The sequence below is a fragment of the Paenibacillus sp. CR_12 genome, assembly GCF_041953985.1.
Lineage (GTDB): Bacteria > Bacillota > Bacilli > Paenibacillales > Paenibacillaceae > Paenibacillus_AQ > Paenibacillus_AQ lautus_A.
Genome location: NZ_JAVFHO010000002.1, coordinates 942465 through 967198, shown reverse-complemented (window position 1 = coordinate 967198; position 24734 = coordinate 942465). Strand labels below are relative to the sequence as shown.

Annotated in this window: 27 protein-coding genes and 1 riboswitch; of the genes, 17 read left to right on the top strand and 10 right to left on the bottom strand. The window is 51.8% G+C overall.

Features of this window, described 5'->3' with window-relative positions; all coding sequences use genetic code 11:
• The first annotated feature begins 38 nt into the window (after positions 1 to 38).
• The 10 genes from RB297_RS08055 to RB297_RS08010 all read left to right on the top strand — a co-directional run bounded on the left by RB297_RS08055 (position 39) and on the right by RB297_RS08010 (position 11241).
• Positions 39 to 599, top strand: coding sequence for an NADPH-dependent FMN reductase (locus RB297_RS08055; protein ID WP_192571403.1), 561 nt, complete (start codon positions 39 to 41; stop codon positions 597 to 599).
• Positions 596 to 1876 (top strand): VOC family protein, encoded by a 1281-nt coding sequence (locus tag RB297_RS08050; protein ID WP_375120213.1) that lies wholly within the window; start codon positions 596 to 598, stop codon positions 1874 to 1876. The genes RB297_RS08055 and RB297_RS08050 overlap by 4 nt, the downstream gene beginning before the upstream one ends.
• Before the next feature lie 27 nt (positions 1877 to 1903).
• A complete protein-coding gene (locus RB297_RS08045) occupies positions 1904 to 2308 on the top strand; it encodes a hypothetical protein (protein WP_375120212.1) in 405 nt (134 codons plus the stop codon).
• 98 nt (positions 2309 to 2406) lie between these two features.
• Positions 2407 to 2949, top strand: coding sequence for an NADPH-dependent FMN reductase (locus RB297_RS08040; protein WP_009592221.1), 543 nt, complete (start codon positions 2407 to 2409; stop codon positions 2947 to 2949).
• Positions 2950 to 3067: 118 nt separating this feature from the next.
• Positions 3068 to 4687 carry a response regulator gene (locus RB297_RS08035; protein WP_375120211.1) on the top strand — a complete coding sequence of 540 codons (1620 nt, stop codon included), beginning with the start codon at positions 3068 to 3070 and terminating at the stop codon, positions 4685 to 4687.
• Positions 4684 to 6480, top strand: a complete 1797-nt coding sequence (locus RB297_RS08030) for a cache domain-containing sensor histidine kinase (protein WP_375120210.1) — start codon at positions 4684 to 4686, stop codon at positions 6478 to 6480. Before RB297_RS08035 ends, RB297_RS08030 begins: the two co-directional genes overlap by 4 nt.
• Positions 6477 to 7457, top strand: a complete 981-nt coding sequence (locus RB297_RS08025) for a substrate-binding domain-containing protein (RefSeq protein WP_375120209.1) — start codon at positions 6477 to 6479, stop codon at positions 7455 to 7457. Before RB297_RS08030 ends, RB297_RS08025 begins: the two co-directional genes overlap by 4 nt.
• A 131-nt stretch (positions 7458 to 7588) precedes the next feature.
• On the top strand, positions 7589 to 9088 hold the full coding sequence (locus RB297_RS08020) for a sugar ABC transporter ATP-binding protein (RefSeq protein ID WP_375120208.1): 1500 nt from the start codon (positions 7589 to 7591) through the stop codon (positions 9086 to 9088).
• 43 nt (positions 9089 to 9131) lie between these two features.
• Positions 9132 to 10100, top strand: a complete 969-nt coding sequence (locus RB297_RS08015) for an ABC transporter permease (protein ID WP_096774337.1) — start codon at positions 9132 to 9134, stop codon at positions 10098 to 10100.
• A 121-nt stretch (positions 10101 to 10221) separates the two neighbouring features.
• On the top strand, positions 10222 to 11241 hold the full coding sequence (locus RB297_RS08010) for an ABC transporter substrate-binding protein (RefSeq protein ID WP_375120207.1): 1020 nt from the start codon (positions 10222 to 10224) through the stop codon (positions 11239 to 11241).
• Between the two features lie 220 nt (positions 11242 to 11461).
• Here RB297_RS08010 and RB297_RS08005 read toward each other — a convergent pair whose 3' ends face one another.
• A complete protein-coding gene (locus RB297_RS08005) occupies positions 11462 to 12007 on the bottom strand; it encodes an AAA family ATPase (protein ID WP_375120584.1) in 546 nt (181 codons plus the stop codon).
• A gap of 390 nt (positions 12008 to 12397) precedes the next feature.
• Here RB297_RS08005 and hxlA point away from each other — a divergent pair, with 390 nt between their 5' ends.
• The 3 genes from hxlA to RB297_RS07990 all read left to right on the top strand — a co-directional run bounded on the left by hxlA (position 12398) and on the right by RB297_RS07990 (position 14106).
• A complete protein-coding gene (hxlA, locus tag RB297_RS08000; protein WP_015736082.1) occupies positions 12398 to 13030 on the top strand; it encodes a 3-hexulose-6-phosphate synthase in 633 nt (210 codons plus the stop codon).
• A gap of 6 nt (positions 13031 to 13036) precedes the next feature.
• Positions 13037 to 13600: a 6-phospho-3-hexuloisomerase gene (hxlB, locus tag RB297_RS07995; RefSeq protein ID WP_375120206.1), complete on the top strand. Its 564-nt coding sequence runs from the start codon at positions 13037 to 13039 to the stop codon at positions 13598 to 13600.
• Between the two features lie 86 nt (positions 13601 to 13686).
• On the top strand, positions 13687 to 14106 hold the full coding sequence (locus tag RB297_RS07990) for a winged helix-turn-helix transcriptional regulator (protein WP_015736080.1): 420 nt from the start codon (positions 13687 to 13689) through the stop codon (positions 14104 to 14106).
• 153 nt (positions 14107 to 14259) lie between these two features.
• On the opposite strand, the gene RB297_RS07985 is transcribed toward RB297_RS07990, so the two are convergent.
• The 3 genes from RB297_RS07985 to RB297_RS07975 are packed head-to-tail and all read right to left on the bottom strand — an operon-like array spanning position 14260 to position 15480.
• Positions 14260 to 14766 (bottom strand): SRPBCC family protein, encoded by a 507-nt coding sequence (locus RB297_RS07985; protein ID WP_192571408.1) that lies wholly within the window; start codon positions 14764 to 14766, stop codon positions 14260 to 14262.
• Positions 14767 to 14799: 33 nt separating this feature from the next.
• Complete coding sequence (locus RB297_RS07980; RefSeq protein WP_096774332.1) at positions 14800 to 15117, bottom strand: ArsR/SmtB family transcription factor; 318 nt, start codon at positions 15115 to 15117, stop codon at positions 14800 to 14802.
• Between the two features lie 24 nt (positions 15118 to 15141).
• Positions 15142 to 15480 carry a DUF1801 domain-containing protein gene (locus tag RB297_RS07975; RefSeq protein ID WP_096774331.1) on the bottom strand — a complete coding sequence of 113 codons (339 nt, stop codon included), beginning with the start codon at positions 15478 to 15480 and terminating at the stop codon, positions 15142 to 15144.
• Between the two features lie 218 nt (positions 15481 to 15698).
• Between RB297_RS07975 and RB297_RS07970 the strand changes: the two genes are divergently transcribed.
• A complete protein-coding gene (locus RB297_RS07970) occupies positions 15699 to 16907 on the top strand; it encodes a GTP-binding protein (RefSeq protein ID WP_375120205.1) in 1209 nt (402 codons plus the stop codon).
• A 103-nt stretch (positions 16908 to 17010) separates the two neighbouring features.
• On the opposite strand, the gene RB297_RS07965 is transcribed toward RB297_RS07970, so the two are convergent.
• Genes RB297_RS07965 through RB297_RS07955 form a run of 3 tightly spaced genes read right to left on the bottom strand, consistent with a single transcriptional unit; the run spans position 17011 to position 18385 of the window.
• Positions 17011 to 17307, bottom strand: a complete 297-nt coding sequence (locus tag RB297_RS07965) for a putative quinol monooxygenase (RefSeq protein ID WP_015736075.1) — start codon at positions 17305 to 17307, stop codon at positions 17011 to 17013.
• Positions 17308 to 17317: 10 nt separating this feature from the next.
• On the bottom strand, positions 17318 to 17956 hold the full coding sequence (locus RB297_RS07960) for a nitroreductase family protein (RefSeq protein WP_096774329.1): 639 nt from the start codon (positions 17954 to 17956) through the stop codon (positions 17318 to 17320).
• Between the two features lie 27 nt (positions 17957 to 17983).
• Positions 17984 to 18385 carry a MarR family winged helix-turn-helix transcriptional regulator gene (locus tag RB297_RS07955; protein ID WP_341283151.1) on the bottom strand — a complete coding sequence of 134 codons (402 nt, stop codon included), beginning with the start codon at positions 18383 to 18385 and terminating at the stop codon, positions 17984 to 17986.
• A 311-nt stretch (positions 18386 to 18696) separates the two neighbouring features.
• Between RB297_RS07955 and RB297_RS07950 the strand changes: the two genes are divergently transcribed.
• Positions 18697 to 18948, top strand: coding sequence for a YolD-like family protein (locus tag RB297_RS07950; protein ID WP_090908448.1), 252 nt, complete (start codon positions 18697 to 18699; stop codon positions 18946 to 18948).
• 77 nt (positions 18949 to 19025) lie between these two features.
• On the opposite strand, the gene RB297_RS07945 is transcribed toward RB297_RS07950, so the two are convergent.
• The 3 genes from RB297_RS07945 to RB297_RS07935 all read right to left on the bottom strand — a co-directional run bounded on the left by RB297_RS07945 (position 19026) and on the right by RB297_RS07935 (position 22221).
• Positions 19026 to 20129, bottom strand: a complete 1104-nt coding sequence (locus RB297_RS07945; RefSeq protein WP_375120204.1) for a CobW family GTP-binding protein — start codon at positions 20127 to 20129, stop codon at positions 19026 to 19028.
• Positions 20126 to 21103, bottom strand: a complete 978-nt coding sequence (locus tag RB297_RS07940) for a TIGR03943 family putative permease subunit (RefSeq protein WP_096774326.1) — start codon at positions 21101 to 21103, stop codon at positions 20126 to 20128. The genes RB297_RS07945 and RB297_RS07940 overlap by 4 nt, the downstream gene beginning before the upstream one ends.
• 107 nt (positions 21104 to 21210) lie before the next feature.
• Complete coding sequence (locus RB297_RS07935; RefSeq protein WP_375120203.1) at positions 21211 to 22221, bottom strand: permease; 1011 nt, start codon at positions 22219 to 22221, stop codon at positions 21211 to 21213.
• 154 nt (positions 22222 to 22375) lie between these two features.
• Positions 22376 to 22455: riboswitch (ZMP/ZTP riboswitch) on the top strand.
• A 66-nt stretch (positions 22456 to 22521) separates the two neighbouring features.
• Here RB297_RS07935 and RB297_RS07930 point away from each other — a divergent pair.
• Both RB297_RS07930 and RB297_RS07925 read left to right on the top strand, forming a co-directional pair.
• The gene (locus RB297_RS07930; protein WP_375120202.1) at positions 22522 to 23370 is read left to right on the top strand and encodes a bifunctional 5,10-methylenetetrahydrofolate dehydrogenase/5,10-methenyltetrahydrofolate cyclohydrolase; all 849 of its coding nucleotides are present in this window, start codon (positions 22522 to 22524) and stop codon (positions 23368 to 23370) included.
• 286 nt (positions 23371 to 23656) lie between these two features.
• Complete coding sequence (locus RB297_RS07925; protein WP_375120201.1) at positions 23657 to 24649, top strand: LacI family DNA-binding transcriptional regulator; 993 nt, start codon at positions 23657 to 23659, stop codon at positions 24647 to 24649.
• The last annotated feature ends 85 nt before the right edge of the window (positions 24650 to 24734 follow it).

Genomic DNA, 24734 nt, shown 5'->3' with positions numbered 1-24734 from the left:
TAACAAAACATTCGAATACGAATAAGGGAGGCATTACCATGAAGATCGTAATTATCGCAGGCAGCAATCGCAAAGAAGCGACAAGCACCATTTTGGCCAAAGCCTTGGAAGCGCAAATGAACCGGTTGTTCGTCGAAGTGAAGCTGTTTAATTTGTATGAAACGCCGCTCCCGTTCTATTCCCCGGACGAAATATTCAACCGGCATGAGGGCGTGCGTGAGCTGCAGCGTTTATTAATGGAGGCGGACGGCGTCATTTTGACTACCCCGGAGTATCACGGCGGGATGAGCGGCGTGTTGAAGAATGCTCTGGATCATTTGGGGCAAATGCATTTCTCGGGTAAACCCGTCTTATCGGTAAGCTCGGCAGGCGGGGCGGTCGGCGTAAGTTCACTGCAGCAAATGCAGGCCACCATACGCAATTTGCATGGTATTAATAGTCCGGAATGGATTTCCATCGGCGGATCTCAACGGGCCATTTACGAATCGGAAGCGGCTGAGGGCACGATCGTGCTGGATTATCGGGCGAAAGAGGCGCTTTCCATCTTTTTGGAGCTGGTTAAGAAGATCAGCAATAAAGTGGAGGCTGAAATCTCATGATCACCCATTTCGCCGGATTAACATTAAGGACCGTCTCCATCGAGGGAGTGAAGCAATTCTATCACGGATTGCTTCAATTCCCGGTCGTCAGAGAAAGCGAGGCCGAAATTGCATTTCAGCCTACACCCGATTTCACGCTTGTATTTGAAGAGGTGTTTGAACCCATAGCCCCTGCCCATATCGCGTTTGAAGTGGCTTTCTCCCAATTTGATTCCACCGTCCGGAGCCTCGCGGAACAGGTCCCGTTGTTGAAATGGCCGGACGGCAAGGTGGTCGAACCCTTCGATTCCGGCGTGAACGTATACTTCAGGGATGGGGATGGAAATTTGCTGGAGTTTATCGCCCATCCGGATTTAAAGGAAGGGGTCCTGACCCCGAGCGGTAAATATGGCGTCCTCTATTTGCGGGAAGTGGGACTGCCTGTCGAGGATCCGGTAGCTGCCCGACTGTGGATGCAGCGGACGCTCGGATTCACCATCGCCAAGGAATCGGAACAATTTGCTTTTGTCATCGGCGGAACGGCCCATGCCGTTGTGGTATCCACGAGGCGCAAATGGATCCCGATCTCGATGTACGCGCTGGCACCGACGCTGGAATTAACGTATGGCGTCACCGACGAGCGGTTTATAGACCGGGTTCGCTCGGCCCTGGATCGGCGGATGATCCAATCGGATAACGATGAGGGACTGCGTTTTAGAATGTACGGCTACAGCATCAGGTTGAAGATAACCAGCTTTCCCAAGGACATTGCGGCCAAGCTGAATCTGCCGAGTGCCGCTGAAGGGGAGGAGGTGAACCCGGTCATTGACGACCAATATTTGATAGACGGTCTCACGGCTTTGAGCCGCGGCGGCGAAGTCGGTTGGTTTGAAGGGCATGTCGGCGGAGCGTATTTGGCAGCGTATTACATGCAGAAGGAGCAAGATCTGCCTCAAAATGTGCTTCATGGATTGGCTGCCAATTGCCGTCATCTGCGCGCTCAGCATGAAGATTGGTTTGAACCGTATCCATCCGAGCCCGCACAGCCTGAATTGATGGATCAATTGCTGGAAGGGCTTCTGCCCAACCTGACAAGCCTGAGCACCTCGGGCCACGGCGTGACCCTGGGCGTGCTCGGACTGAAAGCGCTGCGGGACCGTCCGGACTTACTGACTCCGTCCATCGTGAGAGGTTTGCTTAAGCTCATGGACGATGCAGCGAGTGAACATAAGCTTGCAAGGTATTACGGCATTGACGATTATACGCAGCTGGATCTATCGGAAATCTCACTCTCGTAAATACCGCCTTACCGGGATGCGTCCGATTTGGCATGCCGCGCACTTTCCGAGCTGGATCACGTGCTGCCGGATCAGCATGTGGATGGCCAATATTATTTTTTTGCCGGTGAGCTTGAGCATGGGATTACCCACGCCCACGCGCTGATTGAGCTGGAACGGCTCGGTTATGCCCAGCTGGCCAATCTGGGCCAAGGCAATCACCGGCTCCAAACGAAACTTAACCGTCTCAGACCTCAAGCGCTTATGGCTCAGGGGATCGATGCGCCTGCCAAGGCATCCATCACGGAATCGGCCTATTGGAGCAGGCTGTATGAAGATCCGCATGCCATCAAGGTTCCTTACGCCGCCATGGCGCTGCTGCGGCATGTGCCTGTAGAAAGAAGGGGAGATCTGGAACGCGATGTGTGCAAGCTGCTTTCCCTAATGAAGTAGGGGTTGTTTTGACAATGGTAAAATATGGTGATACGCTAAAATAAGTTACCCAATAACTGAATCATGTGTGCTGGAAAGGCATAGAACTGGAGGATATCATGAACGTTGCAATCGTTGTGGGAAGCATTAGAAAAGAGTCGTACAATCGGAAACTGGCGGAATATTTGAAGCAGCGCTATTCGGATCAGATCGCCTTTGATATCGTGGATCTTCGCGATCTTCCGTTCTACGATCAAGACACGGAGTTGGACCCTCCTGCAGCCGTCAAGGAATTCAAGGAGCGGATTGCCGCTTCCGATGCCGTATTGTGGATCACGCCGGAATATAATTATTCCATACCGGGCGTGCTCAAGAATGCGCTGGATTGGTTATCGCGCGTCGATAAGGTCATGAACGGGAAGCCTTCATGGATCATGGGGGCGTCGATGGGGCAGCTCGGAACGGTTCGCGCCCAAGAGCATCTTCGGGACATACTCTTCTCCGTTGGCATTACCTCGCCGCTGCTTCCTAACAATGAAGTTTATATCGGCGCCGTGCACGAGAAGATGGATGAGTCCGGCAAGCTGATCCATGAACCGACGATCGGTTTCATCGATATCGTGGTGAACAATTTCATGACGTGGATGAATGCCCGGAAATAAAACATGATGTCTGGAGCCCTTTGGCAGTTGCCTGCCGAAGGGCTTTTCCTGTATTATTCACCTCGTAACACGATAAACCAAAGCGAATGGATTTGCTTTTGAACGGGGGAGGCTTTGATTGTATACGATTCTTATTGTGGACGACGAACCGATCGTAAGGGAAGGGATCCGAAACCGGATTCAGTGGTCGGAGCATGGCTATGAATGCATCGGGGATTGCGAGAACGGCAGAGATGCGTTGGAGGCCGTAACCCGCCATCAGCCCGATGTCGTGTTAACGGACATCAACATGCCGTACATGGATGGCTTGGAATTGTCCCGTCATATTACGGAACGTTTTCCTAAGACGAAGATCATCATCCTGACCGGGTTCGACGATTTCGAATACGCCCAGCAGGCGGTGAAGCTGCAGGTGACGGATTTTATTTTGAAACCGGTTACGGCGGCGGAATTAAGGGACATGCTCGACAAGCTCAAGCTGGAAATGGATGAGGAGAGCGGTCACACCGAGCACTTGAAGAGACTCAAGAAGCAGTTGAACGAGAGCTTGGTCCTGCTTAGGGAACGTTTTCTGGAACGATTGGCGTCATCGCCGATGAAGCGGTCCGAAATGGAGAGCCGGCTGGCTTATTTCGATATTCCGCTGCGCGGGCCGCTGTATATCGCCATGGCAGCGGATATGGATGAGCTGCGATCGGATGAACAGCACGCCGATAATGAACTGCATGCTTTTGCCTTATACAACATCATGCAGGAGATCCTGGCGGGTGAGCCTGGTGCGGCCGTGTTTCGGTACAAAGAGAATAAGGTCATGACCATTCTGTCGGGCTCCGACGAGAAAGATCTGTACGCCCGGGCCCAGGAACTGGCGGAGGACATTCGCGGCTCCACCAAGCAGTTCATGAAATTCACGGTCACGGTTGGCATCGGAACGATCTGTCGCGAGCTGCAGGACATACGATATTCCTGCAAGGCCTCGGAGGCCGCCCTGGAGTACCGGCTTCTGATCGGCCGCGATCAGGTGGTCCATATCACCGATCTAGAAAAACGCGGGAGCGGTCCTCTCCTGGAGGGGATCGAAACGGAGACGGCGCTGGTTTCGGCAATCCGGGCGGGCACAGGCTCAGAGGTGAAGGCGTGCATCCGGCGGTTGATCAGCGAACTTGGAAGCGCTTCAATTTCGATCGAGCTCTGTTACGTGCGGGTCCTTCGGGTCATGCTTTCCGTGCTTCAAACCTTGATGGAAATCGGCAGCAATGGGAACGAGCTGATCGGCAAGGAGAAGAGGCTGCTGTCCGATCTGTATTCTTTTCGGTCCTTGGATGAGATCGAGCGCTGGTTAAACGAGGTATGCGAGCAGGCGTTAAGGGACGTAGCCAAGACCAGAAAGGATATTACACGCTCCCAGATGCTGGAGGCGGTCGATTTCATCCAGCGGCATTATGAGGATGCGGAGTTATCGATTAAGACCGTGTGCAGCCGGATCTTCATGAGCACGAGTTATTTCAGCGCCTTGTTCAAGTCGCATACCGGGAAGACCTTCGTCGAATACGTTACGGAAGTCCGCATGGAGAAAGCGAAGGAACTTCTGAAGCATTCCTTGTTAAAAACCTATGAAATTGCGGCGAAAACCGGCTATCAGGATCCACAATATTTTAGCGTGCTGTTTAAGAAACATACCGGAGATACCCCGACGGAGTACCGGAACAAAATGGCGTCTGGCGGGGTACAGCCATGAAGGCTCCGCAGCGAATCAAAAGCATTCAGTCCCGCATTGCCAGTTCCTTCGTGATGCTCGTGCTGTTCACGGCGCTGCTGCTTATCTTCATCTCCTATCGGCTGTCCGAATCCGCTGTTCGCGAAACGGCGGAAAGTTATACCTCCGAGCTGATCAATCAAGTCAATGCGAATATCCAAACCTACATTACAGGCATGAAGGACATTTCGCTGGCCGCGATGAACAATCCGAACGTAAGAGAATACCTGGCCTCGGCCGACGAGCTGGAGCCTGCGCAGCTGGCGGTATTAAAGGCGAAGATATCGGATTATTTTCACTCGATTCGCATTTCGCGCAAAGACATTGCTTCGATCAACATCTTCGGAGCGGGCGGAACCTTCATATCCGATCGGTCCAACGCGGAGTTAAATCCTTATATTGAAATATCCGATCAGCCCTGGTATCGGCAGGCGAAGGAAAACCAAGGACAGACGGTGATCTCTTCCTCGCATGTACAGCCCGTCATTAAGGGAGAGTATCGCTGGGTTGTATCGCTGAGCCGTGAGCTCAGCGGCATGGATTCGACCCAAGGGCTTGGCATCCTGCTAATCGATCTTAACTTCAAAGTGATTAACGATATGCTCAGCAAGCTCGATCTGGGGAACCGGGGGTATGTGTTCGTTATCGACCGCGAAGGCCGGATTGTTTATCACCCCCAGCAGCAGCTGCTTTACAGCAATCTGAAAACGGAGAGATTGGACCAGGTGCTGCAGGACAAACATGGAAGTTTTGTCGTGAAGGAGGACGGCGCGAGCCGGATTTACAGCATTAAGAACACGGATTTCGGCTGGAAAATCGTAGGCGTTTTTTACGAGAATGAGCTGGTGGACAATAAGAAGCAGATGCAGTTGTCTTTTGCTATAGCGGGATTGTTATGCCTCGTCGTCGGCGTGCTGTTCTCCGTCGTCCTCTCGCGCAATCTGACGCGTCCCATCAAGGAGCTGCAAGAGAAGATGATGGAGGTGGAGAAGGGGAATTTCGACATCCGGGTCCCGGTGGGGCATTCCAGGGAAATCTCCGGACTTGCCCGCAGCTTCAACGTGATGGTGCTGAAGATTAAGGAATTGATGTATCAAATCGTGGTAGAGCAGGAGATTAAGAGAAAAAGCGAGCTGAATGCCCTGCAAGCCCAAATCAACCCCCATTTTCTCTACAATACGCTGGATTCCATCATATGGATGGCCGAGAGCAAGAAGCATGACGAGGTGATTTTGATGACATCGGCTTTAGCCAGGCTGTTTCGGGCTTCGCTCAGCAAGGGGAAGGAAATGATACCGATTGCGACCGAGGTGGAGCATATAACGAATTATTTGAAAATACAACAGATGCGTTATCAGGACAAAATCACGTTTGCCCTGGATATCGATCGCGGACTTTACCCGTATCTGACGCTGAAGGTGCTGCTGCAGCCGCTGGTGGAGAATGCCATTTATCATGGCATCAAAAACAAGGAAGGGCCGGGGACGATCACGATTACGGGGGTGCGTCGAGATACCCGCATCGAATTTCAAGTTAAGGACGACGGCATCGGGATGGATCAGTCCAAGGTGGAGACGCTGCTCACGTCCAAAGAAGGCACACGATCGAGAAACAGCGTTGGCATTGCGAATGTTCATCAGCGGATACAGTTATATTTTGGAACGGAATATGGTCTTAGCTATGCAAGCGTGCCCGGATCGGGTACAAGCGTAACGCTGGTCATTCCGGCCGTTCATGCAGATGAGTGGCAGCGTGTGGAGGGGGATGTGCCTTGAAGTCGTACCTGCGAATGCGTTATATGGTACTGCTGCTGATTCCGTTGCTTCTTCTGGGTTATGCCGTTTATCAGTGGTCCAAGGAAGAACCCGGAACCAAGAAGATCATCGTCGGCGTAAAGGCGCTGGACGAGAATGAATTCTGGCGGGTACTGATTGAAGGGGTGAACACGGCTTCCCGGGAATTCGGCGTTGACGTCTCGGTGGTAGGACCGTCTCAGGAAATCGAGGTTGACTTGCAGATTCAATTGTTGGAGGAAGCCGTCAAGCAGAAGCCGGATGCGATCGTTTTGGCCGCGGGTGATTATCATCGCCTGGTTCCCGTAGTAGAGTCGATTCGTAAGGCCGGCATCCCGCTCATTATGATTGATTCGGCCGTGAATGGCGATTACGCGCAGAGCTTGATCGCGACCGACAATGTGAATGCGGGACAGAAGGCCGGCAAGGAGCTTTCGTCGCGCCTGCCGGAACATGCCAAGGTTGCTATCATCAGTTTCGTGCAGGGCACCTCGACGCAGATCGAGAGGGAGCAAGGGGTTCGAAGCATTCTGGAGCAGCGCGGCGGCACGGAAATCGTGGGCACCTACTACAGCGAAGGCAAGGAGGAGAGGGCGTACGAAATCACGAAAAAGCTCCTGCTTGAAAGGCCTGACCTGAATGGAATCGTCGGACTGAATGAGCCTTCTACGGTGGGGGCCGGCAGAGCGATTCGGGAACTGGGGCTGGTGGGCAAAGTCAAGCTGGTCGGATTCGACAGCTCGGTGAAGGAAGTCAAGCTGCTCGAAGAGGGAGTCTTGCAATCCACGATCGTTCAGAAGCCCTTCAACATCGGTTATTTGGGCATCAAAACAGCCGTATCCGTTATCGAGGGCGACAGGATGCCACGGCATATATACACCGATTCCGTTATCATCAATAAGGACAATATGTATACCGAGGAGAACCAGAAGCTGCTCTTTCCCTTTGTGGAGGAGTAGCTTCTTCTCTTTTGGGTTTCTGCGGCGGATCATAGATTATTCAACATCGATCAGAGAATATTCCATTCCTTCGCGGGGTAGCGGTTTGTACAATGATTCATAAAAGGTGCCAGCTAGAGAGGTGAGGGACGTTGAGCGAATGGCTGATACAGATGGAAGGAATCATGAAGGAATTTCCGGGCGTGCTTGCATTAAATAACTGCCGGTTCGACCTTCGGGCCGGTGAAGTCCATGCCCTTATGGGTGAAAACGGTGCGGGCAAGTCAACCCTGATGAAAATCCTGACCGGCGTTTATCAGAAGGATGCAGGAACGATCGAATTCAAAGGGCAGCCCGTTGAGTTATCGAACCCGAAAGCGGCTCAGGACGCGGGAATCAGCATGATTCATCAGGAGCTGAATCTGGCCCCTGACCTGACGGTCGCCCAGAATATCTTCATCGGGCGGGAGCCGCGGCGAAAGCTCCGATTGTTTCTGGACGACCGGGCGCTGCACCGGCAGGTGAAGGAACTGTTCGAACGGATGGGCCTCGACATGGACCCCTCCATCAAGGTTTCGGAATTAACGGTTGCCAAGCAGCAGATGGTGGAGATCGCCAAGGCATTATCCTACAACGCCGATGTGCTGGTGATGGATGAGCCGACGGCGGCTTTGAGCGAAACGGAGATTGAGGATTTGTTCCGCATCATACGGCAGCTTCGCGAGAGCGGAGTTGGAATCGTTTACATTTCCCACCGAATGGACGAGATCAAACGAATCACGGATCGCATTACAGTGATGCGCGACGGGCAGTACATCGATACGGTATCCACGGCTGAAGTCACGACCCAGGACATTATCTCGAAGATGGTCGGTCGGCAGATTTACGAGACCTCGAAGCCGGAGAGGACGGCTGGTGAGCGCGAGACGGTATTGGAGGTTATAGAACTGAATCAAGGCAGAAACTTGAAGAATATTAACCTGACTCTGAAAAAGGGAGAAATTCTTGGCATTGCCGGCCTCGTCGGCGCGGGACGGACCGAGCTTGCCCGGGCCATCTTCGGCGCCGACCGCATCCAATCCGGCGAGATCCGCGTGCACGGCCGCAAGGTAACGATCAAGGGCCCGCACGATGCGGTGCGGCAAGGGATCGGCTATCTATCCGAGGATCGCAAGCGCTATGGATGCGTCGTCGATCTCGACGTGAAGAGCAATGTGGCTATCGCCTCATACGGCAGCTTCCTCCGTCCCGGCGGCTGGATGAATACGGCGAAGATTCGCGAGCAGGCGGAGGATATGGTGTCTCGATTGAAGGTCAAAACGCCGCATGTCGATCAGGAAGTCAAGTTCCTCTCCGGGGGCAATCAGCAGAAGGTCGTCATTGGCAAATGGCTGACGAGGGATTGCGACATCCTGATCTTCGACGAGCCGACGCGAGGAATCGACGTTGGGGCCAAGAGCGAAATCTACCGATTGCTGAACGATCTTGCAGCACAGGGCAAGTCGATCATCATGATCTCGTCGGAGCTGCCGGAAATTCTTCGGATGAGCCACCGGATTCTCGTCATGTGCGAAGGCCGGATTACGGGCGAGCTGGATCATGAAGAGGCGACCCAAGAAAGCATTATGCATCTGGCTACAGCGAGGATGTAAGACGCCGTCGCCGTCATCTATTCACGTCAGGAGGAACAAGCAGATGAACATTCAAATCAAATCGGGCGCGCTCCAGCAAGTGCTGGCTCTTGCCAGCTTGGTCGTTCTCGTCCTATTCTTTACGTTCTCGTCCAGCAATTTCTTTCAATTCTCCAACATCGTGGGCATTCTTCTCTCCACAGCTGTAATCGGCGTGCTGGCTTTGGGATCCACCTTTGTCATTATTACCGGCGGCATCGACCTGTCCGTCGGGACGGTCATGACGCTGAGCGGCGTTATGACCGGGGTCTGCATCACCTTCTGGGGATTACCGGTCCCCGTCGGCATTCTTGGGGGCATCTTGACCGGCGCCCTGTGCGGGCTTCTGTCCGGGACGGCGGTGGCGAAAATGAAGATTCCGCCTTTTATCGCAACGCTGGCGATGATGATGATCGCCAAAGGTCTCGCGCTCATCATCTCCGGGGCCAAACCGGTCTATTTCAACGATGCCGAAAGCTTTGCCGAGGTGTCCCAGGGCAGCGTGCTGGGCTGGCTGGTGCCGGGGCTCGATATTCCCAATGCGGTCGTCATTTTCTTCATTGCGGCGATCCTCGGCTATCTCATCTTGTCGAAGACCATCCTCGGCCGGTATAACTTTGCGCTGGGCAGCAACGAAGAGGCGACCCGATTGTCCGGCGTCAACGTGGGCTTCTGGAAAATCGTGATCTACACCTTAACCGGCGCATTCACCGGTTTGGCGGGCGTCATGATGGCATCGAGGCTGAACTCGGCCAATCCGGCGCTGGGTGCCGGGTATGAGCTGGAAGCCATCGCGGCGGTCGTGATCGGGGGAACTTCGCTCAGTGGTGGGAAGGGTACCATTATCGGAACGGTGATCGGGGCGTTGATCATGAGCGTGCTGACGAACGGATTGCGCATTCTGTCCGTGCCCCAGGAATGGCAAACCGTTGTTGTAGGGTTCGTTATTATACTCGCGGTGTATGCGGATATTTTGCGCAGACGCAAAGCGTAAGCCCTTACTAGTGCTTGCTCCGGAGCTCGGTTGGCCGTAGGTTGGCTTGATCTCGATAGAAGCTTCCATAACGGAAGATCTATAGCTGTACCAATATGTCTAAACAAGGGGAGATTGCATTATGAAAAAGCTTTCCATATTAGCTCTGATTCTTTTGCTGACTGCAAGCATGCTGGCGGCTTGCGGTTCATCGGGCAATAACGCTGCCGGAGGTACCGACAGTCCAGGCGAGGGCGGATCCGGATCAGGAGCCGGTTCTCAAGCCGAAGGAGAGATCTACATCCCGATCATTTCCAAGGGATTTCAGCATCAGTTCTGGCAGGCGGTGAAAGCCGGTGCCGAGCAAGCAGGGGAAGAGCTTGGCGTGCGGATTACCTTTGAAGGTCCGGAGACGGAATCCCAGGTGGATAAGCAGATCGAAATGCTGCAGGCCGCGCTCGACAAGAAACCAAACGCGATCGGCTTTGCCGCATTGGATAGCCAGGCCTCCATACCTTATCTGAAAAAAGCCCAGGAAAACAACATTCCGGTCATCGCCTTCGATTCGGGCGTGGATAGCGACATTCCGGTAACGACGGCTTCAACGGACAATATGGCTGCATCGGCGCTCGCGGCGGACAAAATGGCGGAGCTCATCGGGAATGAAGGCAAAATCGCCATGGTGGTCCATGACCAGACCAGCGTAACCGGGGTCAGCCGCCGAGACGGCTTCAAGAAGCAGATCGAAGAGAAGTATCCGAATATCGAGATCGTGGACATTCAATATGGCGGCGGGGATCACTTGAAGTCGACGGACCTGGCCAAAGCGATGATGCAGGCGCATCCGGATTTAAAAGGGATATTCGGCGCGAATGAAGGCTCCGCCGTCGGCGTCATCAATGCGGTGACGGAGATGAAGAAGGAAGGCCAAATCATCGTGGTCGGATTCGATTCCGGAAAAGCGCAGATCGACGCGATCAAGAACGGAACGATGGCGGGAGCCATCACGCAAAATCCGGTCGGCATCGGATATGAGACGGTAAAAGCCGCCGTGGCGGCCATCAAAGGGGAGAAGGTCGAACCGCAGATCGATACGGGGTTCTACTGGTACGACAAAAACAATATCGATAGCGACGAAATCAAAGCCGTAATCTATGAATAAATGAAATGAAGGGGAGCCCTGTGGGGGCTCCCCTTAACGCGGCATCCGCTTACGCAGATGCCACCTCCATATTCTGAATCAATTCGTTCAGCCTCCTTTCCGATCATTTGGTCCAGCCGGACATCTATATTAAACCACGGCCGGCGGCAGGACTGAAGTGAATAAACAAGCTTAATTGTTTTTTACCAGGAAGTCCGGTCGTGAAGATGCAGGGTAAGGGTTAATGGATCTTCCCCTCATCCCAAATCCGCTTCCAAATCTCTTGGGCGGTCTCTTGGGGTGTTAAATCGGAAGTATCCAGCCAGAGGCCGATTCTGGGCGTTTCGTCGGTTAACCGCCGGTTCAGCTCATGAATGCTCCAGACTCCGTAGCCTTTTTTGCCTCGATTCTGTTCCCGGGCACGGATGGTATCCTCGGAAGGATTCAGCACAACGACGAACACGGGAACGCCTCTTAACATAACGGTCATTTCTTGCAGCGCCGGGCCGAGAATGACGTCCTGCAGAACGACATGAAAACCGGCTTCGGCATAAGCTTTGGCAGCGGAGGCGGATAATCTGTAGCGCAAGGCAAGCTGCCGCTTCGCTTCGTCGGAAGCATCCGGAAGCATTTCTTCCCTGCCCTTGACCATCATTTTCCGGAACGAGTCTCCCCGCAAATGGACTCCGCGATCAAACTTCTCGGCCAGCAGCTGGGCTACGGTCGACTTACCTGATGCCATGACGCCGGTGACAACGATAACGGCAGGTTGACGTGGATAGGACATCATGTTTCCTCCGGTTCTGTGGATTTCAAATGAAAGGGAGCCCTGGCATGGGGCTCCCCTAAACGCGACACCCGCTTACGCGGATGCCACCTCCATATTCTGAATCAATTCGTTCAGCCTCCTTTCCGATCATTTTGTCCGGCCTGACAACTATATTAAACCACAGCCGAAGACTGGACTAAAGTGAGCAAACAGGCTTAATTGTTTTTTACCAGCATCGAGACGAACGATTCGCAAATAAACGAAAACCTGAGAACCCTTGTCCCTCCCTATTACTTACTTCCACGTAAGTATCTCACTTATAAGTACGTACTTCCGTAAAGTAAACTGTCTACTCTACAATGATCGTGTAGTTATTAACCAATACACTCATAAGGAGAGATTGACAATATGGAACTTCAATTGGCGTTGGATTTGGTGAATATTCCGGAAGCAAAAGAAGTCGTGGCAGAGGTAGCCGAGTTTATCGATATCGTGGAGATCGGTACGCCGGTTGTTATTAACGAAGGGCTTCATGCCGTCAAAGCGATTAAAGAGGCGTTCCCGCATCTGCGCGTGCTGGCCGACCTTAAAATTATGGATGCCGGCGGTTATGAAGTGATGAAGGCATCCGAAGCCGGTGCGGATATCATTACGGTGCTTGGCGTATCCGACGATTCCACGATCAAAGGCGCGGTAGCGGAAGCCCTCAAGCAAGGCAAGCAAGTGATGGTGGATATGATCAATGTAAAGGACATTGAAGGCAGGGCGCGGGAGATCGATGCTTTCGGCGTGGATTATATCTGCGTTCATTCCGGCTACGACCACCAGGCGGAAGGCAAAAACTCATTCGAGGAATTGGCGGCGATCAAACGCGTCGTGAAACAAGCCAAAACTGCCGTTGCGGGCGGAATCAAAATGGAGACGCTCCCTGAGGTGATTCAGGCGAATCCCGATCTTGTGATCGTCGGCGGCGGAATTACAAGCCAAACCGACAAAAAGGCCACAGCGGCTCAAATGAACGAGCTTGTGAAGCAGGCATAAGTCGCCATGAGTCATAACATCTTTCAACATGCATCCGTCATTGCCAAGGAGTTATCGGAATCCGTTCAGCAGGTGGATGCTGGCCAGATCGAGGAATTGATTGAACGGATCGTGCAATCCGATGCCGTCTTCTTGGCAGGGGGAGGCAGATCCGGCCTGATGATCCGGGCTTTCGGCATGCGGTTAATGCAGATGGGATTTAAGGTTCATATCGTCGGCGATACGGTAACACCGGCCATCGGAGCGAATGACCTGCTTCTTATCGGTTCGGGCTCCGGCGAAACGCAAGGATTGGTATCCATGGCTCGGAAAGCCAAAGGGATCGGGTCCGCGGTTGCGGTCGTAACCGTGAGACCGGAATCGAGTATCGGCAAGCTTTCGGATACGATGGTCCAGCTTCCGGGAACAACGAAGGAGCAGAATCAGGATATCCTCGTCACCGTTCAACCGATGGCTTCATTATTTGAGCAAAGCATGCTGATCGTGCTCGATGCGGTTATCCTGAGATTGATGGAAAAAAGCAAGCTTCGCTCAGACCAAATGTTTAGCCTGCATGCCAATTTGGAATAAGAAAAAACGGTGATGATGATAAGTTTGCCGCTTTGATGATATCCCCGCAACCGTTGTATACTATAGGGAAGAAGGGGTGATGCATTATGGCAAACGAGGTCAAGCAGCGAATTAATCTGAAGGAAATAAACTGCCATAAGGAGTTAACCCTGGCGGTCATCGGCGGCAAATGGAAGCTGATCATCCTCTGGCATCTCGGTTTGGAGGGCGTGAAACGCTTCGGTGAACTGAACCGGATGATTCCCCACATCACGCAAAAAATGCTGACCAATCAGCTTCGTGAATTGGAGGAAGACCAGCTGGTCCACCGCGTGGTTTACCCTGAGGTTCCCCCTCGGGTGGAATATTCGCTTACTCCTTACGGGGAGAGTTTGATGCCGATTTTGAAATTGATGTACGATTGGGGAAAAGATTACGGCGAACAAGTCATCTGGAAAGACGGCGAGTTGCCTGAGAATAAAGACGATGTACAGGCAGCGGAACAAGCGGTCGCCCAAAAGCTGTAATTTCTCGAACCTGCATGCGAATGCAAGTATGAAAAACCCTCCTTAAATTTTAAGGGGGGTTTTCGAGCGTGATGATGCTGCATTCTGAAGAATTAAAAAAAGGCGAACCAACAGGTTCGCCTCCGCTCGGTTGAGCTTCCTTAATCGATGTAATTATAGCTGGCTTTCAAGGTGTTCAGCGAGTTGATCAAAAGTACCGCCAAATCCTTGTTTCACCATTGGAGCCATTTCATCGAACGCTGCCCGTTCTTCCGCGGTCGCGTTTACGGGGCCTCCCTGCATGGTAAGCGTAGTTTTTCCGTCGATTTCTTCAAATGTGATGATATTCATAATTTCAAGCGGCCAGTTTGCGTTAAAAGGTGCACGTATCGTGTTCCCTTTCTCATCAGAGAATGATTGAACGAATACCAGCTTCTCAGGTTCGATAACTTCCTGATATACAAATTTACCCCACATGGCTTGACTGCCGTCCGGAGACTTCTGACAGCCTAGAAACATGCCTCCGGGACGTACATCCATTTTGATAACGTCTAAGGAAAACCCTTGAGGACCCCACCATTTGCCGAAGTGTTCAGGGTCGGTCCAAACTTTAAAAACCAGTTCCCGGGGGGCATTGAAAACACGTGACAGAAGTAAGCCTTGTTTGCTTTGCTCGGTCATTTGAATTCCTCCTAAGAAGAAGGGTAGCGGCAGCTACCTTTTCTTTTGTATTTTTTCCAAATAATCCTCAAGTTGATCTAAGCGCTTTTCCCAAATACTGCGGAACGAGTCCAACCATTCGTCCATTTCTTGAAGCGGTTCAGGACGTAGTTTATAAATTCGTCGATTAGCTTCCGCTTGGACTTCTACCAGTCCAGCTTCATGCAATATTTTTAAATGTTTGGAAGTCTGAGGTTGCCGGATTTGAAGACGTTCAGCAATCTGATTGACGGTTAAAGGACCTTCTCGTAACAGTTCGACCATCTGTAATCGGTTAGGTTCGGCTAGCGCGTGCAACGTTGTCTGTTTCATGGGACCTTACCCCCGATCTGGTTATTACAACGAACTTGATGCTTGAACTAATAATTCGGATAGCTGTTCATAGTCAGGAGTATCGTCTTTTCGAATTTTGAGCCATTTCCGTTCGGGTGGACCATCGAAAGTTGAAGGGACTTCTAGATTGGCTGTGTTCATGATCATAAAGGCGATTGCATCTTTGGATGGCGAAATCACGGCTGCATAGTGTCCGTTTTTGAGAAAATGCGGTTTTTTGTACTGAATCCGTTCTTCTACCTCCGGAATGGCTTCATGGACCATAAGTCGAAGCTTTTTGCCGACTTCTGCTTGCCAAGGCAAACTCAGGTTTTCAATGAACGAAATTACGTCTTGGCTCATAACGTATCCTCCTTATTTGTAAAGATTAACCAATGATTAATTGTAATATACCATTTTGAGAATATTCTTGTAAAGGAATATTATGAAATTGATTGCGGAGATTTTTTCTGCTTGTAGAAATTTTTTAAACGTGAAGGATTGACAATTTAATGGAGGGGATATATCATCATACCATAAATCGTAATTATTACGATTAAGGAATGGAGGAAGTTCATTTGATGAATTACAACAATAGAATTCCGGTTACTGTTCTTAGCGGTTACCTCGGTTCAGGCAAAACGACGGTCCTGAATCATGTGCTACATAATCGCGAAGGGTTGAAGGTAGCGGTCATCGTGAACGACATGAGCGAAGTGAACATCGATGCGGATTTGGTGAGAGGGGAAGGAAGCCTGTCCCGAACGGATGAGAAGCTGGTCGAAATGTCCAATGGCTGCATCTGCTGCACGCTCCGGGAAGATTTGGTGCAGGAAGTTCAGAAGCTGGCTCAAGAGAATCGTTTTGATTACATACTGATCGAATCGACGGGAATCAGCGAGCCCGTGCCCGTTGCGCAGACCTTTGTTTACCCGGATGAGGTGTCCGGCGTACAGCTGTCCGATCTCGCCCGGCTGGATTGCATGGTAACGGTGGTGGACGCGAACCGATTCTGGAAAGATTTCTCTTCGGGGCAAAGCCTGCTTGATCGGAAGGAAGCGCTGAGCGAAGAGGATACGCGGGAAGTGGTGGATTTGTTAATCGAACAGGTAGAGACTTGCGATGTGCTGCTGTTGAACAAATGCGATCTGGTAAGCGAGGACGAATTGGCCAAGGTAGAGGGCATACTGCGAAAACTTCAGCCAAACGCCAAAATCATCCGCACCGTGAAGGGACAAGTGGCACCCGCGGAAATTCTGAATACCGGTTTATTCGATTTTGAAAAAGCCAGACAGTCCCCCGGCTGGATCCAGGAGCTTCAGAAGGAGGAGCACGTGCCGGAAACGGATGAATACGGCATCAGCTCTTTTGTCTATCGGAGAAGAAGACCGTTTCATCCGGAGCGGTTGGCGGCATTCATGGGTGATTGGCCGGAAGAAGTCGTACGTGCGAAAGGGATCGCTTGGCTGGCCGTGCGCGAGGATGTTGCGGCAAGTGTAAGCCAGGCCGGGCCTTCGATTCAGTTCGGGCCTGCAGGATACTGGGTCGCGGCTTTAACCGAGCAGGAGCAGCAGGAGCTGTTACGAAGTGAGCCGGATGTTCGGAGGAAATGGGATAACGTCTGGGGAGATCGGATGACCGAGCTCGTGATGATCGGGATTGGGATGGAACAGGAACAAATCGAGCGGGAGCTGGACGAGTGTTTGTTGACCGACCGGGAAATGCAGCTGGACTGGTCAACGTTTCACAATCCGCTGCCATGGATGGCCATCGAAGAGCTATCGCTGTAAGGCTGCTTATCTGTTCGATCCGATATGGAGTGGAGTAATAGCATAAAAAAAGCCAACTCGTCTAAACGAGTTGGCTTTTTAATACGGATTGTAGTTTGCTTCATTATTTGTTGATCAGTTGGCCTGCATAGGCCTGCACGTTTAGCGGAGCTGTCAGGTATTTTGGAGCTTTAGCCACAAACGCCTGAAAATGGCTGCTCGCATTGTGGAGCCCCACAGCTTCCTGGTCTTTCCACTGTTCAACCATGAGATACGTGTTATCCTGCTCCGTATCTTTGAGCAGCTTATAAGATTCATTTCCTTGTTCCGCACGGGATGCTTCAATAAGTTCTTTTACGGATTCCAGAAATTCAGCCTCACGTTCGCCGTTTACTTTCATTTCTGCATGAATAATAATCATCGCTGTGACCTCACTTCCACTCTGCAATACGATCAATAGGAAGACGAGTCGTCAAACGCGCTTCTTTGGCAGCTTTACCTACCGAGATGAGCATGACCGGCACATAACGTTCCTTCTCCATACCAAATGCTTCTGCAATTCGGGATTTGTCATATCCGCCGATGGGGTTCGTGTCATATCCACGGGCACGGGCAGCAAGCATAAGCTGCATGGAAACCAAGCCGCTATCTATAAGGATCATTTCGCGGAAAGCCTGTGCCGGAATACGTCCGAACAGATCGGTATAGTTCGCCATCATCTGATCTTTTATCTCTTGCGGCAGATAACCGCGTTCCACAGCAGTGCCCATAATTTCATCTGCATTGTCGAATGCGTTCATATCTCCAAATACCGCAATGACTGCCGAAGAAGTTGAAACTTGTGTTTTGTTCCCTGGTGCAAGCTCTTCAAGCGTCGCTTTTCCTTCCGGGCTATCAACGACAAGAAATCTCCAAGGCTGAAGATTAACGGATGACGGAGCCAAAGTCGCTTCTTCCAAAATTTCAGTCATCTCTTCACGGCTGATTTTGACCGATGGGTCGTATACCCGCACAGAGCGGCGGGAAGTAATAATTTCTTTATAATCATTGTTTAGGGTCGTTACAGACATGGTATTCTCTCCTTTAGTCTCTATAAGTTAATCGGTTTTGCTTGGGTGTTTCATCCGTTGAATCTGGCTGTTCAATTTCTGTAAAGCATGAACAAGCGCAAGTCGTTCTGATTCCGTGAGGTCTGCCTGCAGTTCCTCCATAAATCGATCTTTCTCCGCCTTAAACGCTGCGACTTTACTTTTGCCCACTTCAGTTAGCTGAACCAACGTAATCCGGTTGTCATTCTCGCATCTCGTCCGCAGAAGCAATCCTTCCGCTTCCAGCTGTTGAACATGACGGGTCACCGCAGCTGGATCGATAGACACTGCCTTCTGGAGATCCGACTGGCTAATTTCGCCGCCGGTCAGTTTGCAGAGGAGTTCCAGCCGATTGGGACTAACACCGGCACATCGTTCAAACCGAGTCGCAATGTGCTTATTCAGATGCATTAGCAAGTACAGCAGGTCTTGTGTATGGCATGTAGAGATGATAAAGACCTCCTTCAATTCATTGACTGGTCAATGGTTGATGGGTCAATCATATAGGATTATTTTCTGAAAATCAAGTCTTTTGTATAAAAAAGCGAATCGAGTCCATAGTTCCTTCAGATATTCTGAATCCTGGGAGAGCCCGAGAATTCTGAATCGCATTTGATGTATAATAGGTAGTAGATTCCTAATTCATAGAATGGATGAAAGATTCGTTTTCATTGAGAATGTAATGCTGACGCATGAACAACATAAATCAGGAGGACAAGATCATGGCAAAAGCAAAAGTTCCAAAGCGACCCACTAGGGATGAGTTTGTACTGGAAGAGCTCGGAAATCAGCTAACGGAAGCTTACCAGGAGGAATCGGTCATCGTACTGACGGTCTGGGGATGGGAAGAGGCGGTCCGCGGACAAATCGATCAAATGGACTCCCGCACAGGGAAGGTGCATATGAAACAGAACGGCGTCATTACGAAGGTTCCTTTTATGGATATTATGGAAGTGAATTATCCTAGGGACTAATCATAAACGAACCGAAAAAAAGGAGATCCCTGAGGATCTCCTTATCTTTTATTCATATCCCTGCATGCATTCAAATGTCACTGCACCACGCCGCTGAGCAAGTCCTCCCACTGCTGGACAATGCGCGTTTTATCCAGGCGATGGCCGATTAACGTAAGATAGCCGCGCTGCAGCTTCAGCGTGCTGGGCTCGATGGCAAGCTGTGAACCTGCCCACTGAACCAGGGAGGGACCCGTGGAGAGCTGAATATATCCTTTGGCCCGTAGCAGGTCGGAACCGCGTGCAGCGAGAAAGGTTTCGATGAGGCTGATCTCAAGCGGGAAAGGGGTTGGAGCAGATAAAGTCAAGGTATCCAGGCCGGTATAGGAATGGCTGCCATGCCCGGCCTCTTCTCCGTGACCATGGCGATGCTCATTATGAGTGAAAGCTCCTTCATGGTTGCGGCGCCCCAGCTTGCTCCGATCTTCTTCGCCGCTCCAAGCGCTGCCTTGCAGGCGGTCCGCAGGACTCCCTTGCCGGTTGGAAGCATGAGATGAATGGCTATGATTCTCCGTTGGCTCTAGCTGAAGGGCCGCAAACATTTCATGCTCATCCAAACGGCTGTAGTCGGTTACGGACAGGCTTGCCGTCGTATTGATTTTTCTAATGGAGGTAATGACTTTATGGATCTGTTTCTCTTCGCATTCTCCCGCCTTGTTCAGGATGATCCGGTCCGCGAAGCTGATTTGTCCCCGCAGGGTACGGACCAGCTCGCGACTGGATGCAAAGAAGCTGTTATACTCGAGGAATTTGCTGCAGTCGGCCAAGGCGATTTTGCCACGGATCGATATTCGATCCACCAGTGTCGGATCCTGCAAATCCTCAAGAATCTGTTCAGGATTCGCCACTCCGGTCGTCTCGATGAAGACGAGATCGGGCTTCCGATCTAACAGGCTTTTCAGGGCTTGCCCCAGCTCGTCTCGTTTGGTGCAGCAGATGCAGCCGTCAAGCAGCTTCTCGATCGGAAGATCAGGCATTTCACCGGATAGGATATCGCCATCCACGTCCTGTTCGCCCATCTCATTCATCAGGACGGCGGTTCTCCATTGCCGATTGGCGGCATACGCCAGCAGCCTGAGGAGCAGCGTGGTTTTGCCGCTCCCCAAAAATCCGCTAATCAGCACGACGGGTATCTTGTTCATTTATTGATTACCTCCTTGGTCTCGATATCATTCGAATACAGTTCATCAAACTCTGCGACAGAGTCGGGATTCGTGAAAATGTAAGGGGATGACGGCTGCTCGATCGGCTGAATCCGTTCCGCTTGAATCTGCAGCGTTTCCTTACCGTCCGAGGTGGTGACCTGGATCGTGCCATCGATCTGAACCCACGCGTCATTCGCGAATGACGAAGCATTCGCGGCGCGCACCATGACCCCGAACGGGACGGCGTCTGCTGTGCAGCACATCACGAGGAAGCGGCTGACGGCGAAGGCGTCTTCGTTCATATGTCCATCGCGGAAAACAAATCCTTGGACGGTGATGGCCTTTCCTTGAAAATGCTGTTTGTACATATCCATGGCCCCAACGGTCTCCGAGAAAATGTCCGGCTCCACTCGGATGACGGGTAAGGTATATAAGCGCTTGGCCAGCTCCGCGAATTCCACGCTGTAGATGTCTTTGGGAACAAAACGCTCGTTCAGTGCGATGTCCTCCGCTGCCGCCAGGTCATCATTCGTTCCATGCTTCTCCATGCCCGAAACGGCGGGAGCATTCCGCTCCTCGGTTTTACGGCGAACATCGGGGTTCGGATAGGTGTAGATCATGCCTTTTTTGGCCGCCATATCGCTGCCGAGGGCTTGGTCCGGCAGGAGCAGGCCGAACAGCAGCGGCACCGTGAATAACCCGTAAACCGATATGTTTTTGATCAGTCCGCTGGGCAGGGGGTGCTCGCAATCGCACACCTCGCCGGAAGCTCCCGCAATGGCGTGCCACAGCATGCCGAAAGCTATGAACAACAGCGGCACCGGACAGAGCAGAAGCAGGGTCTGCATATGGGGAGCCAAGTAATAGTCCAGCGAATTTGATGCGTTCAGATGCATGATATAGGCGGCCAGAGCTGCGATAAGCAGCGATCGCAGTATATAGTGGCTTCGCAGGCTCAGACGGGGCTTCACGTCCCGAACACCTCCAATCTCAAGTGGATATCCGAAGGCATAACAGCCTGAAGGTGCCGTTATTCCAACCGTTTTCGTGTATTGCCACTCCAGTTTGTTTACTACACCTAACCGCCGAATAGCGCGTTGACGGCTACAGAGCCGATAAAGACAAGCGTAATCACCAGCAGGCTTAAGCCGATCACGAATTTGGTCTTGAAGGTAGCCGACAGCATGAGCAGGCTTTTGAAATCCAGCATCGGGCCGAGAACCAGGAAGGAAACCAGCGGGCCGACGGTAAAGGTGTGCGTGAATGCCGATGCCACGAAGGCGTCCGAAGTTGAGCAAAGGGAGAGGATGAAGGCAAAGCCCATCATGAACAGATAGGAGGCGGCAGGACCGTTCCCCAGAGCCAGCAGCTCCTCCCTCGGAATGAAGGATTGGATGCAGGCCGTCAGGAAAGCGCCCAGGACTAAATATTTGCACATCTCGATCAGCTCGTCTCCGGCGTGGACAAACATGCTTCTCCAGGTTTTGGGATGCTCATGCAACAAACGTTCCCCCTTGCTGGAGCCCTGTTCGGCGAACTCTTGAAAGGAACGCTTCAGGGGGCTGCTTCTTGAAAAAACATAAACGAGCAAACCCGTCGTCACCGCGACTGCAAAAGCCAGTCCCATTCGTCCGATCGTCACTTCGGGATGTGAACGGAAGGCCATGATCGTTGATGCGAATACAATGGGATTCAGAATAGGACCGCTGAGGATAAAGGTGACGGCGATATAGGCGGGCATCCCCTTCAGCATCAACCTGCGAACGACCGGGATCATCCCGCATTCGCAGATGGGAAACAGGATGCCGAGCATGGAAGCGAACAGGACGCCAACCATCGGATTCTTCGGCGTGAGACGCCGCACCCATTGCTCTTGTACGAACAGCTGCAGAAGGGACGACAGCAGCACTCCAAGCAAAATGAAAGGAAGTGCCTCAAGGAAGATGCCCGTGAAGACGGTTTTAACCTGCTGCAGGTCTTGGCTGGGTATGGGGTTTAAGTCCCTCTGCAGCCATATCGTCAAGACCGGAATCACGAACGCAAGCGGCAGTATAAAGGGCAGCATTTTGAAGATCGCCGGATATCTCATCAAGGCCTCCTGGAGCGAATTGTTCTTAAGACATTCTATGCTTGTACCATCGGCAACATACGTGATTTCAGGCAATAAATCAAAAACTTTACGATTAAAGGGCGGCCGCATAGCCGGTGGCGCGAAGTCCAAAGTCGTGATATATTAAAAAAAGTTATCCCTGTGTTACTGGCGTAGCTTGGGTTACCAAGAGGGAGCACATGGGATCATATGCCGTACGCCTGGGCAAGAGGTAAGGAGACGTTCGAGTCGCCTTGCCTCTTTATGTTTTTTAATACAATGGCGAAGGAGCGGATTAGCATGAGTAAGGAACCCGTAATTTTGGATGGAAAAAAAGTATCCGATGATATCAAGGCAAAGCTGGCGGTGAAGGTACAGGAATTGAAACAGCAAGGGGTAACCCCTTGTCTGGCAACGATTCTGGTTGGCGATGATCCTGCTTCGGCGACCTATGTGCGGATGAAGGGAAATGCGTGCGAGCGGCTTGGCATCATATCCAAAAAAGTAGTGCTGGAGACATCGACAACGACGGAGGAGCTGATCGCTGCGATTCAAGCACTGAACGAGGATCCGAACGTCCACGGTATTCTGCTTCAGCACCCGGTACCGCACCATATCGATGAGCGGGCGGCTTTTGATGCCATCGACATTAAAAAAGACGTGGATGGAGTAACCACGCTCGGGTTCTCGCAAAATGCGTTTGGTTTCGCCGATTACCCGTCATGTACGCCGGCGGCGATTATCGCGATTATGGACTATTACAGCCTGCCGATCGAAGGGAAGCATGCGGTGGTGGTCGGACGCAGTCCGATTCTGGGCAAGCCGGTATCGATGATGCTGCTCAATCGCAACGCCACGGTTACGATCTGCCATTCGAGAACGAAGAACCTTGGGGAGATTGTGTCCCAAGCGGATATTGTGGTTGCGGCCGTAGGCAAGCCTAATTTCATTCAAGGGGACTGGATCAAGCCGGGTGCCGTCGTGTTGGACGCCGGTTACAATAAAGGGAATATCGGGGACTGCGATTACGAAGCCTGTGCCAAGGCGGCTTCCGCAATCACGCCGGTACCGGCGGGCGTCGGCCCCGTGACGATAGCGACATTGCTGAAGCATACCGTCGAATCGGCCGAGCGAACCGTCCAAGCTTAAGGGAATGCACTTGACTACTTGCATGTGAAGCAAGGCTGCACCCATGAATCATCCCCTTCGAATCTTTCATTTTATGCCAGAGCCTGCAAATATGGACCATGCAATGCTAGGCTTGGAGCCCGCATTTCACGGACCCCTGGACGTCATGGTATAGTTAGGAATAAGAGAAATACGAAGGGGAGAGATTCATGTTTATACGAATCATGGCCTGTTGTGCGGGACAACAGGGAGCTCCAGAGAAAGATCCGTTCGATGCAGCGCTGCTAACGGCTCCGGAGATCTTGGCATGAAGAACACGATCGCCGATATTGCCCACAAAGCCGGAGTTGCCAAAAGCACGGTCTCCCGTTTCTTGAACGGAGGATCCGTCAGTCATGCGACACGCCGCAAGATTGAGCAGGTTATTCAGGAAACCGGCTATATCCCGAATTCTTTTGCGCAAAGCCTGAAAGCGAAAAAAACGAGCATGATCGGCACCATTATGCCGCGTCTGGACTCCTTCTCCGCATCGCAGACTGTCGCCGGCATGGACGAAGAATTAAGAAAACACGGATATCAGCTACTGATCATCAACGCAAGCCAGGATTTATCCAGGGAGATCGAAGCGCTGTATGATCTCGCCAGACAAAAAATATCAGGCATTATTCTGTTCGCCACGCAGGTGACGGAAACCCATCTTGCCGCGATTCAAGAGATCGGCATTCCGGTCATTCTGCTCGGACAACAGCATGAACATGTCCACAGCATGATCTATAACGATTATGCCGCAGGTTATGACATGGGCCGGTACGTGCTGTCGATGGGACATCGTCAAATTGCCTATATCGGGGTGACGGAAAAGGACGTAGCCGTCGGAGTCAAGCGGAAGGAAGGGTTCCTCAAAGCGGTAAGCGAGTATGAAGAGGCGGAAGCGGTTCTCTATGAGAGTGGATTCAAGATGTCGGATGGTGTGAAGACGGCATGCTCCATGTTTGAGCTTCACCGAACGCTGCCAACGGCCGTGGTCTGCGCCACGGACAACATTGCGCTAGGCGTGATGAAAGCGGCGCACATGAAAGGCATCTCTATTCCCGACCAACTTTCCGTGACCGGATTTGGCGGATACGACGTAACCGAGGTGATTCATCCCGGGTTAACAACGGTGAAATATGGATATTTCCAAGCGGGCCACCTCGCGGCACAGCATATTATGAAGCTGGTCAACGACGAGCCGGTGGATTTCCTGACGGTCATGAATTGCGAGATGATTCATCGGGAAAGCGTTGACAATCTGAATTAGGTATTTTATACTTCAAATAACGGAACCGGTTCCAATCCGAGTGTTTGCTTGGTATTGGAACTGAGTTCATTATTTTTACCTTTGA